Below are 13,473 nucleotides of genomic sequence, written 5' to 3'. Positions count from 1 at the left end.
CGGGTGGCCGCCGGGCAGCCGCCCGTTTCGCTTAGATCTGCTCGGCGGACTTGTCGGTGGGCTCGGCGATCAGCTTCTTGATCTGCTCGCTCATCGGGAAGTTGAGGTTGAGGCCCTTGGGCGGTACCGGCTGGAGGAACCACTTGTCGTAGATGGCGTTGATCTCGCCGGACTTGTAGGTGGCGGTGATGGCCTCGTCGACCACCTGCTTGAAGGCCGGGTCGTCCTTGCGCAGCATGCAGCCGTAGATCTCGAAGGACTGCGGGGTGCCGACCACGGTCCAGTCGTCGGGCTTTCTGGCCTTGACCATTTCGCCGTAGAGCAGCACGTCGTCCATCATGAAGGCCACCGCGCGACCGGACTCGAGCATCAGGAACGACTCGCCGTGGTCCTTGGCCGAGATGATGTTCATGCCCATCTGCTTGTCGGCGTTCATCGCCTTGAGCAGGCGCTCGGAGGTGGTGCCGGCGGTGGTCACCACGTTCTTGCCGGCCAGATCGGCGAAGTCCTTCACGCCGGAGGTCTTCTTGGTCAGCAGGCGGGTGCCGACCTCGAAGATGCCCACCGAGAAGGCCACCTGCTTCTGGCGCTCGAGGTTGTTGGTGGTCGAGCCGCACTCCAGATCGACGGTGCCGTTCTGCACCAGGGGAATGCGGGTCTGCGAGGTGACCAGGTTGTAGCGCACCTTGAGGTCGGGCATGCCGAGCTTCTGCTTGAGCGCTTCGACCACCTTGAGCTGCAGGTCGTGGGAGTAGCCGATCGGCTGGCGCGGGTCGGTGGCCAGGTAGGAGAAGGGGATGGAGGCGTCGCGGTGACCGAGGGTGACGGTGCCGGACTCCTTGATCTTCTTCAGGGTGCCGGTGAGTTCCTCGGCGGCGAAGGCCGGGCCGGACAGCAGGGCGATGGCGACGGCGGTGCTCAGCAAACGGGAGGCGATACGCATGAGTGTTTCCTCGACTTGTCGTTATGTGCGTGGACGCGATGGCGGCGATCCGCAGATGGGCGGCGGATGGCGCGACTGACAGGTCGATTGCAGGATGCGGGCCAGCTTCTTCTGTGCTGAGTCATGATCATAAGTAATTGAAAGTAAAGGATTTATTTTCAAGGTAAGGACGCTCGAAGCGCGCCGGCATCCGGATCTCCGGATAACCGGCGGCGCGGCGTTCGGAAAACCGGACGCCGCAGCGCTCAGTGCGGAAGAACCAGGTCGAGGAAGCGCCGGGCACGCTCGCTGCGCGCCGACAGGTCGCCGAAGAACTCGTCCTTGGTGCAGTCCTCGACTATCCGTCCCTGGTCCATGAAGATCACCCGGTTGGCGACCTGACGGGCGAAGCCCATCTCGTGGGTCACGCACATCATGGTCATGCCGGCGTGGGCGAGCTTGACCATGACCTCCAATACCTCGTGGACCATCTCCGGATCGAGCGCCGAGGTCGGTTCGTCGAACAGCATCACCACCGGGTCCATGGCCAGCGCGCGGGCGATCGCCACGCGCTGCTGCTGGCCGCCGGACAGCTGGCCGGGATATTTCAGCGCCTGGTCGCGCAGGCCGACCCGCTCGAGCAGCTTGAGGCCCTTGTCGGTGGCCTCCTCCTTGCCGCGGCCGAGCACCTTGATCTGGGCGATGGTCAGGTTCTCGGTGATCGACAGATGGGGGAACAGCTCGAAGCTCTGGAATACCATGCCGACCCGCGCGCGCAGCTTGGGCAGGTCGGTCTTCGGATCGGCGATCGAAGTGCCGTCGACCACGATGTCGCCCTTCTGGAACGGCTCCAGGGCGTTGACGCACTTGATCAGGGTCGACTTGCCGGACCCGGACGGCCCGCACACCACCACCACCTCGCCCTTGTCGACCTCGGTGCTGCAGTCGGTGAGCACCTGGAAGTCGCCGTACCACTTGCTGACGCTCTTGATCGAGATCATACGGTTAACCTCTTCTGCAGACGCTTGACCAGCAAGGAGGCGGAGAAGCTGAGGACGAAGTACACCAGGCCGGCGAAGATCAGGAATTCGTGCGGCTGGCCGATGATGTCGCCGCGCGAACGGGCGCTGTTGAGGAAGTCCATCAGGCCGACGCTGTACACCAGCGAGGTGTCCTGGAACAGGATGATGCTCTGCTGCAGGAGCAGCGGGGTCATCTTGCGGAATGCCAGCGGCAGGATCACCAGACGCATGCACTGGCCATAGGTCATGCCCAGCGCCTGGGCGGCGGCCATCTGGCCCTTGGGAATCGACTGGATGCCGGCGCGAACGATTTCGCAGAAGTAGGCCGCCTCGAACATCACGAAGGCCACCAGGCACGAGGTGAAGGCGCCGACCGGGGTGTCCTCGCCGGTGATGCCGCGCAGGATGAAGGGCACCGCGAAGTAGAACCAGGTGATCACCAGGAGCAGCGGGATGGAGCGGAAGTAGTTGACGTACAGGCCGGCCAGGTTGGACAGCAACGGGGCGTGAGCCAGGCGCATCATCGCCAGCACGGTGCCGAGCGCCACGCCGCCGGCGACGCCGAACACCAAGAGCTGCAAGGTCAGCAGCATGCCCTCCAATAGCGACGGCAGGGCAGCGGGAATCGCGCTGAAGTCCATCACTTGCCTCCCACGGACATCAGGCCGGGCACCGCCACCTTCTTCTCCACGCCGCGCATGAACAGCATCAGGCTCATGTTCAGCACGAAGTAGATCAGCGTGGCCAGGGTGAAGGCCTCGAACAGGTTGGCGGAGAACTCGGCGGTCTGCTTGGTCTGCGCGAGCAATTCCATCAGGCCGATCAGGGACGCCACCGCAGAGTTCTTGAAGATGTTGAGGAACTCGGAAGTCAGCGGCGGAATGATGATGCGGAAGGCCTGTGGCAGCAGCACGTAACGGTAGATCTGCGGCAGGGTGAAGCCCATGGCGCGCGCCGCGGCGGCCTGGCCCTTGGGCAGGGCCTGGATGCCGGTGCGCACCTGCTCGCAGACCCGCGCGGCGGTGAACAGACCGAGGCACACCACCACGCTCAGGTAGGCCGAGGTGGCCGGATTGAGGTCCTGCTTGAACCACAGCTCCAGCGGTTCGGGCAGCAGGTCGGGGACCAGGAAGTACCAGAGGAACAGCTGCACCAAGAGCGGCACGTTACGGAAGATTTCCACGTAGGTGGTGGCGATACCGGAGGCCCAGCGGTTCGGCACGGTGCGCAGCACGCCGAGCAGAGAGCCGAGCAGCAGGGCGATGATCCAGGCGCTCAGTGCCAGGGCGATGGTCCAGCCCAGGCCGGCGAGGAACCAGTCCAGATAGATCTCGTCGCCGATCCCGGTGGACTTGAAGAACACGCCCCAGTCCCAGTTGTAGTTCATGGTGGCATTCTCTCTTCAGCGTGGCTCAGGCATCCGCCCGTGCGGGGAGGCGCCCCGCACGGGCGGCCGACCTACATTTCCTCGGCGGACTTGTCGGTGGGCTCGGCGATCAGCTTCTTGATCTGCTCGCTCATCGGGAAGTTGAGGTTGAGGCCCTTGGGCGGTACCGGCTGGAGGAACCACTTGTCGTAGATGGCGTTGATCTCGCCGGACTTGTAGGTGGCGGTGATGGCCTCGTCGACCACCTGCTTGAAGGCCGGGTCGTCCTTGCGCAGCATGCAGCCGTAGATCTCGAAGGACTGCGGGGTGCCGACCACGGTCCAGTCGTCGGGCTTTCTGGCCTTGACCATTTCGCCGTAGAGCAGCACGTCGTCCATCATGAAGGCCACCGCGCGACCGGACTCGAGCATCAGGAACGACTCGCCGTGGTCCTTGGCGGAGATGATGTTCATGCCCATCTGCTTGTCGGCGTTCATCGCCTTGAGCAGGCGCTCGGAGGTGGTGCCGGCGGTGGTCACCACGTTCTTGCCGGCCAGGTCGGCGAAGTCCTTCACCCCGGAGGTCTTCTTGGTCAGCAGGCGGGTGCCGACCTCGAAGATGCCCACCGAGAAGGCCACCTGCTTCTGGCGCTCGAGGTTGTTGGTGGTCGAGCCGCACTCGAGGTCGACGGTGCCGTTCTGCACCAGGGGAATGCGGGTCTGCGAGGTGACCAGGTTGTAGCGCACCTTGAGGTCGGGCATGCCGAGCTTCTGCTTGAGCGCTTCGACCACCTTGAGCTGCAGGTCGTGGGAGTAGCCGATCGGCTGGCGCGGGTCGGTGGCCAGGTAGGAGAAGGGGATGGAGGCGTCGCGGTGACCGAGGGTGACGGTGCCGGACTCCTTGATCTTCTTCAGGGTGCCGGTGAGTTCCTCGGCGGCAAAGGCCGGGCCGGACAGCAGGGCGATGGCGACGGTGGTGCCCAGGAGACAGGAAGCAAGACGCATGAGGGGATCCTCCACTCCTCGAGTTGGCGGTAGGGCGATGCGCCGGGGCTCATCAATCCGACGGCCGGTCGATCGCGCTTAGGCCAAGTCTAGTCGCCGCGTGGAGGGCGGCATGGCGGATTGCCGGTTATGCGAAGCTTTTTCTCCAGGCCTGTCGGTCACGCTCAATGTCGAGGGCGCTCCAGCTCGCCGCTGAACAGCTCGTCTTCCAGATTGTCACCGGGAATCGCGTGTTCCTCGGCCGCCCAGGCACCGAGGTCGATCAGCTTGCAGCGCTCGCAGCAGAACGGACGGAACGGATTGTCGGCGGTCCACTCCACCGGGGCGGCGCAGGTCGGACAGGCGACGGTAAGCGGCTTCTTCATCAGCGGCCTCCCTTGAGGGTCAGGTAGTAGTCGTGCAGGCGTTCGACCTCGCGCTGCAGCCAGGCCAGGTCGCGGTCGTTGACCAGCACGTCGTGGGCATGGCGCAGGCGCTCCTCGCGGCTGGCCTGGGCCTGCAGGATGGCGCGCACCTGCTCTTCGGGCACGCGGTCGCGCGCCAGGGTACGCTCGATCTGCAGCTGCTCCGGTGCATCCACCACCAGCACGCGCTGGGCCATCTGCCGTTGCGGCGCGGACTCGACCAACAGCGGCGAGACCAGAATGGCGTAGGGTGAGCGCGCCTCCTCGAGCGCGTTGCGGATTTCCTCGCGGATCAGAGGATGCAGCAGTTGCTCCAGCCACTGGCGCTCATCGGGAGCCTGGAAGATTCGCGCGCGCAGCGCGGCGCGGTCCAGAGCGCCGTCGTCCCTGAGGATCTGCGCGCCGAAACGATCGACGATATGGGTCAGCGCCGGACGCCCCGGCTCCACCACCCAGCGCGCCGCCTGGTCGGCGTCCACCTGGTGCACGCCGAGGCTGGCGAAATGGCTGGCCGCGGCGCTCTTGCCGCTGCCGATGCCGCCGGTGAGGCCGAGAATCCAGGGTTTCATGGAGGTGAGAGAGTCCGTTGCCGCGATGGCGCATTATCGCCCGGTTAGCGGCGGCGCTCCACTGGAAGCGCCCTCTCCGCGGGTGGGAGAGGGCGGGACGGTCAGCCGCCGAAGCCGGCGAAGCGCAGGTAACTGCCGGTAATGACATCGCCCCACAGCAAGGCGATCCAGCCGGCGAGCGCCAGGTAGGGGCCGAACGGCAGCGGCGTGCCGCCATCGGCGCGGCGCACGCGCAGAATGATGATGCCGAGCACGGCTCCGACCATTGAGGAGAGCAGGATGGTCAGCGGCAGGATCTGCCAGCCGCCCCAGGCGCCGAGCATGGCCAGCAGCTTGAAGTCGCCGTAGCCCATGCCCTCCTTGCCGGTCACCAGCTTGAACAGCCAGTACACCGACCACAGGCTGAGATAGCCGGCCACCGCGCCCCAGAAAGCATCGCTGGGCGTAGCCAGCAGCCCCGACTGGTTGACGATCAGCCCCAGCCAGAGCAGCGGTAGCACCAGCACATCGGGCAGCAGCTGGTGGTCGGCGTCGATCAGGCTCATCGCCAGGAGACCCCAGGTCAGCAGCAGCACCGCGCCGGCCTGCCAGGTGAAGCCGAACTGCCAGGCGACCACCGCGGAAAGCACCCCGCAGGCCAGTTCCACCAACGGGTAGCGCAGGCTGATCGGCGCCTTGCAGCCGGCGCAGCGACCACGTAGCAGCAGCCAGCTGAGAATCGGGATGTTCTCCCAGGCGCGGATCTTGTGGCCGCAGTGCGGGCAGTGCGAGTCCGGCAGCAGCAGGTTGAAGCGCTCGGCCGGCTCGACGTCCTGCAGCTCCAGCACCTCGCGGGCTTGGGACTGCCAGTCGCGCTGCATCATCACCGGCAGGCGGTAGACCACCACGTTGAGGAAGCTGCCGACGAGCAGGCCAAGGATGGCGGTGCAGAAAACGAAGGCCAGTGTATGGCTGGCCAGGAGATCAAAAATATTCATGAGTCAGACGACAGAGCCCATCTGGAAGATCGGTAGGTACATGGCGATGATCAGGCCGCCGACCAATACACCGAGCACGGCCATGATCATCGGCTCCATCAGGGTGGTCAGGTTGTCGACCATGTTGTCCACTTCCGCCTCGTAGTACTCGGCGACCTTGTCCAACATACTGTCCAGCGAGCCGGCTTCCTCGCCGATGGAGGTCATCTGTACCGCAAGGGCTGGGAACACTCCGGTGGTGCGCATGGAGAAGTTCAGTTGCATGCCAGAGGTGACGTCCTGCTTGACGCGATTGACCGCCTCGCGGAATACCACATTGCCGGCGGCGCCGGCTACCGAATCCAGTGCTTCCACCAGCGGTACGCCGGCAGCAAAGGTGGTAGACAGAGTGCGAGCGTAACGCGCCACCGCACTCTTATAGGTGATCTCACCCACCAGAGGCAGTTTTAGCAGAGTGCGATCCACTTGGTTGCGGAATTTTTCCGAGCGCTGGTGGACTGCCTTAAACGCGTAGAGAGAGCCGACAATTCCTAGCAGGACAATAAACCACCATTCCTGTAATGCCTCAGAAAGATGAATCACCATCTGGGTAAAAGCCGGCAATTCGGCGCCGAAGCTGGAGAATACCTCCTGGAACTGTGGCACCACCTTAATTAGCAGGATGGACGACACGACCAATGCGACCACAACTACTGCGATCGGATAGGTCATCGCCTTCTTGACTTTGGCCTTGAGTGCCTCAGTCTTTTCCTTGTAGGTGGCGATGCGGTCCAATAGAGTTTCCAGAGCACCAGCCTGCTCACCGGACTCCACGAGGTTGCAGTAAAGATCGTCGAAATATAGTGGCTTCCTGCGTAGAGACGTAGCTAGGCTGTTGCCGGCGGCTACCTCCTGCTTCACGTCCAGCACCAGGGCACGCATGTTCTGATTTTCCACGCCGTCGGCAATGATGTCGAATGACTGCAGCAGCGGTACACCGGATTTCATCATGGTGGCCAGTTGCCGGGTGAAAAAGGCAATGTCTAGCGGCTTGATCTTCTTGCCTTTGCCGCCTAGCAGCGAGCCGGTTTTCTTCTTCACCTTGAGCGGGTTGATGCCCTGCTTGCGGAGCTGGGCCTTTGCCAGGGCCGGATCCTGAGCGCTAATCTCGCCCTTGACCTTGGCCCCCTTGCGGTCGGTGCCTTCCCAGACAAAGGTGCTGTTCTGTAGTGCTTTTGCCGCCATGGTTAATCCTTGGTCACGCGGTTGACTTCCTCGAGGCTGGTCATGCCTTGCATGGCCTTGAGCAGGCCCGAGGTGCGCAGATCGTTGAAGCCTTCTTCGCGGGCCTTGGCCGCGATTTCGAGGGAGTTACCTTCTTCCATGATAATGCGCTGCAGGCCCGGCGTGATTTTAACCACTTCATAAATACCCACTCGGCCCTTGTAGCCGCCCTTGCAGGCATCGCAGCCGACTGGCTGGTAGAGCTTGAATTTGCCGATCTGGTCTTCGGGGAAGCCTTCCTTGATGAGGGTCTCGTGCGGTACGTCATGCACCTTCTTGCATGCCGAACACAAGCGGCGTGCCAGGCGTTGGGCGATGATCAGGTTGACCGAGGTGGCGATGTTGAAAGAGGGCACGCCCATGTTGCGCAGGCGGGTGAGGGTTTCGGGAGCGCTGTTGGTGTGCAGGGTGGACATTACCATGTGGCCGGTCTGCGCCGCCTTGACGGCGATCTCGGCGGTTTCCAGGTCGCGGATTTCGCCGACCATGATCACGTCCGGATCCTGGCGCAGGAAGGCGCGCAGCGCCTGGGTGAAGTCCATGCCCTGCTTGGGGTTGACGTTGACCTGGTTGATGCCCTCGAGGTTGATCTCCACCGGATCTTCGGCGGTAGAGATGTTGATGTCGGGGGTGTTGAGGATATTGAGGCCGGTATACAGCGACACGGTCTTGCCCGAGCCGGTGGGGCCGGTGACCAGGATCATGCCCTGCGGTTGGCTGAGAGCTTTTAGATATAGCTCCTTCTGGCTTTCCTCGTAACCCAGGGCGTCGATACCCATCTGCGCGCTGGTGGGGTCAAGGATCCGCATCACGATCTTCTCGCCCCACAGAGTCGGGCAGGTGTTGACGCGGAAGTCGATGGCCTTGTTGGCCGAGATCTTCAGTTTGATCCGCCCGTCCTGCGGCTTGCGTCGCTCGGAAATATCCATGGCGGCCATCACCTTTAGGCGCGCGGAGATGCGGCTGGCCAGTTGGATCGGCGGCTTGGCCACCTCGTGCAGCATGCCGTCGGTACGGAAGCGCACTCGGTAGGCTTTTTCATAGGGCTCGAAGTGCAGGTCCGAGGAACCGCCGCGGATGGCGTCGAGCAGCATCTTGTTGACGAACTTGACTACCGGCGAGTCGTCAGCCTCGTTTGCTGCGGCTTCCTCCTTCTTTTCTCCGCCCTGCTCGATGTCGACGCCATCAAGGTCGACATCGCCTAGATCCTCCATGCCGGAGCTGGTGCTGTCGAAGAACTTATCGATCGCTTCGCCAAGCTTGTCGTCCTCGACCAGCAGAGTTTCCACGCTCAGGCCGATGCTGAACTGGATGTCGCGGATCGCCTGCTGGTTGGTAGGGTCGGAGACTCCCACGAACAGCAGATTGCCACGGCGCAGCAGCGGCAGCACGCGGTGCTCGCGGATCAGCTTTTCGCTGACCAGCTCCTTGGGCTGCAGCTCCTTGTCCAGCGCCTTGAGGTCGAACAGCGGCAAGCCGAACTGCTCGCTGGCCATTTCCGCCAGAGCTCGTGGCTTGACCAGTTTGTTCTGCACCAGATGGCTGACCAGCGGAACCTTGTTGCGCAGTGCTTCGGCCTGCGCCTGCTGCGCCGTCCTGGCATCCAGCAGCTCGGCGAACACCAGTTGGCGGGCCAGGCCGGTGAGGGCGATGGAGTCGTTCATGGGGGAGGCAACCTGCTAATCCGGTGGCTGCCTTATAGCGCAATGCCGTTGCGCTGCCAATTCCACACGGGCGGTGTGACAAAAAACGGCAGATCCTGGCGCGGGTGGGTTTCCGTGAGCCAGGTGGAGGTCTGTGAAGCCCACGGAACAAGGCTTTCGCAAAGTTGGCACGCGGGCTGCATTGACTTGATCAGGTCCGCAAGACCTCCTCTCTCTACATGGAGTACCACTGATGAAAGCGCAAATGCAGAAAGGCTTTACCCTGATTGAACTGATGATTGTGGTTGCGATCATCGGCATCCTGGCCGCCATCGCCCTGCCGGCTTACCAGGATTACACTGTTCGTGCACGTGTCACTGAGGGCCTGAGCTTGGCTTCTGGTCTGAAGGCGCTGGTGGCTGAGAACTACGCCAACGACACTACCTCCGCCACCCTCTGCCAGGGCGCTAACACCACCGCTGCGGGTCATGTGTCGACCATCACTTGCGATAACGCCACTGGCGAAATTGAAGTGACCATGGATGCTACTGCCCGTAGTGTGGTCCTGACTCTGACCCCGACTCTCGCTCCCGGAGCCCCGGTTGGTTGGGCTTGCGTAGGCTCGGACGCCACTCTGGTTCCGGCTGAGTGCCGTTAAAACTAATAGGGGACAGACTCCGGTTAGTTTAGCTTGATCCACACAACGCCCCGCTTATGCGGGGCGTTGCGTTTGTGCGTCCAGCATGGGCGCACATCCTGCGGATGTAACTGCCGTCGTAAGTTGATAACAGTGCAGGAAGGGGTGCGCGACTACTGCTGAACGTGACCGAGCGTGGAGAGAAGCGTGTGCGTATCTCAGCTTTCTCCCCGATGTAACGTGGCGTTTGAGGCAGATTGGTACTTTAGCGCGATTGCTAGTCCAGCCGTTCTTATGGCCTGATTCCCCAATCCAAATTTCCGGGGGAATCACCGTCATGAAACCGCACTGGGCCGAGCGTTTGCGCTATACCATGCATCACCAGGCCGATGCCCTGGGCAACCTGCTGGTGGAGGGCTTTCACTATCTGGCGCTGTTCGCCATCGGCGGTACCGTGGCCTGGGCGGCGGTGGTGGCGTTCTGGGGGATGGTTGGCAAGGGGGCGGCGAGCATCGACGACATCCTCCTGCTGTTCATCTACCTCGAGCTGGGCGCGATGGTGGGGATCTACTTCAAGACCAACCACATGCCCGTGCGCTTTCTCATCTACGTGGCGATCACCGCGCTGACCCGCCTGCTGATCGCCGACATCCAGCACGAGCACAAGCCGAGCATGGGCATCGTCCTGGTCTGCGGGGCGATCCTGCTTCTGGCCGTGTCGACCCTGGTGGTGCGTTATGCCTCGGCGAAGTTTCCCATTCCGGCGCAGGACTCCGGGCGCAAGGGTTTCGACGCGGCGAGCCTGGGCGACAAGCCCTGAAGCCATTGCGGGCGATCTTGGGGGCTGCTGCGTAGCCCCCTTCCATCCGTAGGCGCAAGCTTGCTCGCGACTAAGGCATCGCCCCAAGCTGGCTTCTACGCTTCTACGCTTCTACGCTTCTACGCTTCTACGCTTCTACGCTTCTACGCTTCTACGCTTCTACGCTTCTACGCTTCTACGCTTCTACGCTTCTACGCTTCTACGCTTCTACGCTTCTACGCTTCCACGCTTCCACGCTTCCACGCGGGCTGCCCTTGGCGAACGAAATCGCGAACGGGAGAGAACCTACTCGCCGAAGTGCCCCCGCAGCCGTTCGGCGCGAAACTCCAGGCTGGAGGGGCGGTAGCCGGCGCGCAGCGGCGGCAGCGGCAGGCATTCCTGCCAGTCGCTGTCCGGCAGCAGGGTATGCGGGGCGCGGTAGTGGGGGCTGTCGTAGCGGTTGTCGGCGAGGTTGATGCTGTCGCCGCTCTGGTAGGCGCCGACCTGCCAGCGCAGCTCGTGCAGAGTGGCGTCGCTGCCGTTGCGCAGATGCGCGCGCAGGGGGCGGTCGGCGGGACAGGCGGCGTCCAGCGCCAAGGTCAGCTCCACCCGCTCGAGACGTCGCTGCTCGCCCTGTTCCTGCCAGGCCAGTCCCAGCGCCACCAGCCCAAGGGCGAACACCGCCGCCAGGTTGAGCGGGATCGCCCAGGCGGGATAGCGGATCAGCAGGGCCAGCCAGCTGAGGATGAGCAGAGTGCCGATCAGCATGTCGCCCCCTCCGGCGCGTGTCAGTCCTCGGCGTGGTCGCGCAGGAACACCAGCTTGTCCGCGCTCGACTGCTCGGCGGCGTAGGAGTAGCCGGCGAGGTCGAAATCCTTGAGCGCCTCGGGATCACGCAGGCGGTTCTGGATCACGTAGCGCGCCATCAGGCCGCGGGCCCTCTTGGCGTAGAAGCTGATGATCTTGTACTGGCCGTTCTTCAGGTCCCTGAACTCGGTGTCGATCACCTGCGCCTTGAGCGCCTTGCGCTTGACCGCGCCGAAGTACTCGTTGGAGGCGAGGTTGAGCAGCAGTTCGCTACCCTGCGCGGCCAGCGCCTGGTTCAGCCACTCGCTGATGCGCTCGCCCCAGAACGCGTAGAGATCCTTGCCGCGGCCGTTGGCCAGTTTGGTGCCCATTTCCAGGCGGTAGGGCTGCATCAGGTCGAGCGGCCGCAGCACGCCGTACAACCCGGACAGCATGCGCAGGTGCTGCTGGGCGAAGGTGAAGTCGTCCTCGGCGAAGCTGTCCGCATCCAGTCCGGTGTAGACGTCGCCCTTAAAGGCGAGCAGCGCCTGCTTGGCGTTTTGCGGGGTGAACTCCGGCGTCCACTGCGCGTAGCGTGCGGCATTCAGGCCGGCGAGCTTGTCGGACAGGCCCATCAGCTCGGCGATCTGCGCCGGGGTCAGTTCGCGCAGCTGGTCGATCAGCTCCACGGAGTGGTCCAGATACTCCGGCAGGGTATGGCGCGCGGTGACCGGCGCGCTGGTGTAGTCGAGCGTCTTGGCGGGTGAAATCACCATCAGCATGGCGGGGCTCCTCGGACTTTGGCCCGATTCTAGCAGCGCTTTTCCGGCCTGGCTGCGGGCTTGACCTGGCCCCGGGGCATGGGCGCAATCTAGTCACATCCCTCTGAATGGAACCGCTCAGATGGCCGCATGCGATCACTCGCGCTGGGAATCCTCCCACGACTACCGCCCGCTGGAGCAGCGTGCCGAACGGCAGGCATGGATGGTGGTGGCGCTCACCGGCGTGACCATGCTGGTGGAGATCGGCGCCGGCAGCTGGTTCAACTCCATGGCCCTGCTCGCCGACGGCTGGCACATGGCCTCGCACATGCTGGCCATCGGCCTGACCGCGCTGGCCTACCAGATGGCGCGGCGCTATGCGCGCGATCCGCGCTTCGTCTTCGGCACCTGGAAGATCGAGGTGCTCGCCGGCTTCGCCAGCGCGCTGCTACTGGTCGTGGTGGCCGGGCTGATGGCGCTGGAATCGCTGGTGCGCCTGTGGCGGCCGGAGCCGATCAGCTTCGACCAGGCACTGTGGGTGGCCGCCATCGGTCTGCTGGTCAACCTCGCCTCGGCCTGGCTGCTGCACGACGAGCACGGCCATGATCACGGTCACGCGCATGGACATGACCACGACGGCGCCCATGCTCACCACGACCACGACCACGACCACGACCACGACCACGACCACGACCACGACCACGACCACCCGCATGCCCATGCTGAGGGACAGGCGTCCGCCGGCCGCGACCTCAATCGCCACGCCGCCTTTCTGCATGTGCTGGCCGACGCGCTCACCTCGGTGGCGGCGATCGCCGCCCTGCTCGGCGGCAAGTACTTCGGCTGGAGCTGGCTGGACCCGCTGATCGGCGTGGTCGGTGCGCTGATCATCGCGGTGTGGGCCAAGGGTCTGCTGCGCGAGACCAGCCACGCGCTGCTCGATCGCGAACTGGACGACGGCGCGCTGGCGCGGCGGGTGCGCGCGCTGGTCGAGGAAGACCCGGACAGCGAGGTGACCGATCTGCACCTGTGGCGGGTCGGCCGCGCCCAGTACGCCTGTCTGCTCAGCCTGGTGACCCACGCCGAGCGCCAGCCGGACGACTTCAAGGCGCGCCTGGGCGTGCTTGGCGAACTGGTGCACCTCACCGTCGAGGTGAACCGCTGCGACGCCGGTCACCCACCGCTGGCTGCGCACTGAAAAACAGGAGCGAAAAACTCCTGATGGCCGGCGCGCAGACGGACGGCCACCTAGACTGCAAGGCAGGAGGGAATCAACGTGGGGAGGAGGGAGTCAAAACCTGTAATCACTCGGTAAACGTT

At 63.8% G+C, this 13,473-nt stretch carries 15 protein-coding genes; 3 read left to right on the top strand and 12 right to left on the bottom strand.

Annotated features, from left to right (window positions below; translation table 11 throughout):
• Window positions 1-31 precede the first annotated feature (31 nt).
• The 10 genes from LMJ29_RS11070 to pilB all read right to left on the bottom strand — a co-directional run bounded on the left by LMJ29_RS11070 (window position 32) and on the right by pilB (window position 9,191).
• Window positions 32-943: a glutamate/aspartate ABC transporter substrate-binding protein gene (locus tag LMJ29_RS11070; RefSeq protein WP_229605573.1), complete on the bottom strand. Its 912-nt coding sequence runs from the start codon at window positions 941-943 to the stop codon at window positions 32-34.
• 245 nt (window positions 944-1,188) lie between these two features.
• Window positions 1,189-1,923 carry an amino acid ABC transporter ATP-binding protein gene (locus LMJ29_RS11065; protein WP_229605572.1) on the bottom strand — a complete coding sequence of 245 codons (735 nt, stop codon included), beginning with the start codon at window positions 1,921-1,923 and terminating at the stop codon, window positions 1,189-1,191.
• Window positions 1,920-2,588 carry an amino acid ABC transporter permease gene (locus LMJ29_RS11060; RefSeq protein ID WP_229605571.1) on the bottom strand — a complete coding sequence of 223 codons (669 nt, stop codon included), beginning with the start codon at window positions 2,586-2,588 and terminating at the stop codon, window positions 1,920-1,922. Before LMJ29_RS11060 ends, LMJ29_RS11065 begins: the two co-directional genes overlap by 4 nt.
• Entirely contained in the window at window positions 2,585-3,331 is a 747-nt protein-coding gene (locus LMJ29_RS11055; RefSeq protein ID WP_229605570.1) for an amino acid ABC transporter permease, read from the bottom strand. Before LMJ29_RS11055 ends, LMJ29_RS11060 begins: the two co-directional genes overlap by 4 nt.
• A gap of 71 nt (window positions 3,332-3,402) precedes the next feature.
• A complete protein-coding gene (locus LMJ29_RS11050; RefSeq protein WP_229605569.1) occupies window positions 3,403-4,314 on the bottom strand; it encodes a glutamate/aspartate ABC transporter substrate-binding protein in 912 nt (303 codons plus the stop codon).
• A gap of 164 nt (window positions 4,315-4,478) precedes the next feature.
• Window positions 4,479-4,679 (bottom strand): DNA gyrase inhibitor YacG, encoded by a 201-nt coding sequence (gene yacG / locus LMJ29_RS11045; protein ID WP_229605568.1) that lies wholly within the window; start codon window positions 4,677-4,679, stop codon window positions 4,479-4,481.
• A complete protein-coding gene (gene coaE / locus LMJ29_RS11040) occupies window positions 4,679-5,287 on the bottom strand; it encodes a dephospho-CoA kinase (RefSeq protein ID WP_229605567.1) in 609 nt (202 codons plus the stop codon). The genes yacG and coaE overlap by 1 nt, the downstream gene beginning before the upstream one ends.
• A 101-nt stretch (window positions 5,288-5,388) precedes the next feature.
• Window positions 5,389-6,264, bottom strand: a complete 876-nt coding sequence (locus LMJ29_RS11035) for a prepilin peptidase (protein WP_229605566.1) — start codon at window positions 6,262-6,264, stop codon at window positions 5,389-5,391.
• Between the two features lie 3 nt (window positions 6,265-6,267).
• Complete coding sequence (locus LMJ29_RS11030; RefSeq protein ID WP_229605565.1) at window positions 6,268-7,488, bottom strand: type II secretion system F family protein; 1,221 nt, start codon at window positions 7,486-7,488, stop codon at window positions 6,268-6,270.
• 2 nt (window positions 7,489-7,490) lie between these two features.
• Window positions 7,491-9,191, bottom strand: a complete 1,701-nt coding sequence (pilB, locus tag LMJ29_RS11025) for a type IV-A pilus assembly ATPase PilB (protein WP_229605564.1) — start codon at window positions 9,189-9,191, stop codon at window positions 7,491-7,493.
• Between the two features lie 232 nt (window positions 9,192-9,423).
• On the opposite strand from pilB, the gene LMJ29_RS20955 reads away from it, so the two are divergent.
• Both LMJ29_RS20955 and LMJ29_RS11010 read left to right on the top strand, forming a co-directional pair.
• The gene (locus LMJ29_RS20955) at window positions 9,424-9,828 is read left to right on the top strand and encodes a pilin (protein WP_319942215.1); all 405 of its coding nucleotides are present in this window, start codon (window positions 9,424-9,426) and stop codon (window positions 9,826-9,828) included.
• Window positions 9,829-10,144: 316 nt separating this feature from the next.
• Window positions 10,145-10,627: a phosphate-starvation-inducible protein PsiE gene (locus LMJ29_RS11010; protein WP_229605563.1), complete on the top strand. Its 483-nt coding sequence runs from the start codon at window positions 10,145-10,147 to the stop codon at window positions 10,625-10,627.
• 285 nt (window positions 10,628-10,912) lie between these two features.
• Here the strand turns inward: LMJ29_RS11010 and LMJ29_RS11005 are convergent, their stop codons facing one another.
• Together LMJ29_RS11005 and yaaA are read right to left on the bottom strand one after the other, a co-directional pair.
• Window positions 10,913-11,374, bottom strand: coding sequence for a multidrug transporter (locus LMJ29_RS11005; RefSeq protein WP_229605562.1), 462 nt, complete (start codon window positions 11,372-11,374; stop codon window positions 10,913-10,915).
• A 20-nt stretch (window positions 11,375-11,394) separates the two neighbouring features.
• Entirely contained in the window at window positions 11,395-12,174 is a 780-nt protein-coding gene (gene yaaA / locus LMJ29_RS11000) for a peroxide stress protein YaaA (RefSeq protein WP_229605561.1), read from the bottom strand.
• Window positions 12,175-12,295: 121 nt separating this feature from the next.
• Between yaaA and dmeF the strand changes: the two genes are divergently transcribed.
• Window positions 12,296-13,351 (top strand): CDF family Co(II)/Ni(II) efflux transporter DmeF, encoded by a 1,056-nt coding sequence (gene dmeF, locus LMJ29_RS10995; RefSeq protein ID WP_229605560.1) that lies wholly within the window; start codon window positions 12,296-12,298, stop codon window positions 13,349-13,351.
• The last annotated feature ends 122 nt before the right edge of the window (window positions 13,352-13,473 follow it).

The organism is Pseudomonas oryzagri (genome assembly GCF_020831405.1).
Lineage (GTDB): Bacteria > Pseudomonadota > Gammaproteobacteria > Pseudomonadales > Pseudomonadaceae > Geopseudomonas > Geopseudomonas oryzagri.
This window is presented reverse-complemented; position numbering and strand designations above follow the sequence as displayed.

Coding starts and splice junctions, on each gene's coding strand:
- LMJ29_RS11035 (WP_229605566.1), bottom strand. CDS start 6,264: ATGAATATTTTTGATCTCCTGGCCAGCCATACACTGGCCTTCGTTTTC.
- dmeF (WP_229605560.1), top strand. CDS start 12,296: ATGGCCGCATGCGATCACTCGCGCTGGGAATCCTCCCACGACTACCGC.
- LMJ29_RS11070 (WP_229605573.1), bottom strand. CDS start 943: ATGCGTATCGCCTCCCGTTTGCTGAGCACCGCCGTCGCCATCGCCCTG.
- LMJ29_RS20955 (WP_319942215.1), top strand. CDS start 9,424: ATGAAAGCGCAAATGCAGAAAGGCTTTACCCTGATTGAACTGATGATT.
- pilB (WP_229605564.1), bottom strand. CDS start 9,191: ATGAACGACTCCATCGCCCTCACCGGCCTGGCCCGCCAACTGGTGTTC.
- LMJ29_RS11050 (WP_229605569.1), bottom strand. CDS start 4,314: ATGCGTCTTGCTTCCTGTCTCCTGGGCACCACCGTCGCCATCGCCCTG.
- LMJ29_RS11030 (WP_229605565.1), bottom strand. CDS start 7,488: ATGGCGGCAAAAGCACTACAGAACAGCACCTTTGTCTGGGAAGGCACC.
- yacG (WP_229605568.1), bottom strand. CDS start 4,679: ATGAAGAAGCCGCTTACCGTCGCCTGTCCGACCTGCGCCGCCCCGGTG.
- LMJ29_RS11055 (WP_229605570.1), bottom strand. CDS start 3,331: ATGAACTACAACTGGGACTGGGGCGTGTTCTTCAAGTCCACCGGGATC.
- LMJ29_RS11010 (WP_229605563.1), top strand. CDS start 10,145: ATGAAACCGCACTGGGCCGAGCGTTTGCGCTATACCATGCATCACCAG.
- LMJ29_RS11065 (WP_229605572.1), bottom strand. CDS start 1,923: ATGATCTCGATCAAGAGCGTCAGCAAGTGGTACGGCGACTTCCAGGTG.
- coaE (WP_229605567.1), bottom strand. CDS start 5,287: ATGAAACCCTGGATTCTCGGCCTCACCGGCGGCATCGGCAGCGGCAAG.
- LMJ29_RS11005 (WP_229605562.1), bottom strand. CDS start 11,374: ATGCTGATCGGCACTCTGCTCATCCTCAGCTGGCTGGCCCTGCTGATC.
- yaaA (WP_229605561.1), bottom strand. CDS start 12,174: ATGCTGATGGTGATTTCACCCGCCAAGACGCTCGACTACACCAGCGCG.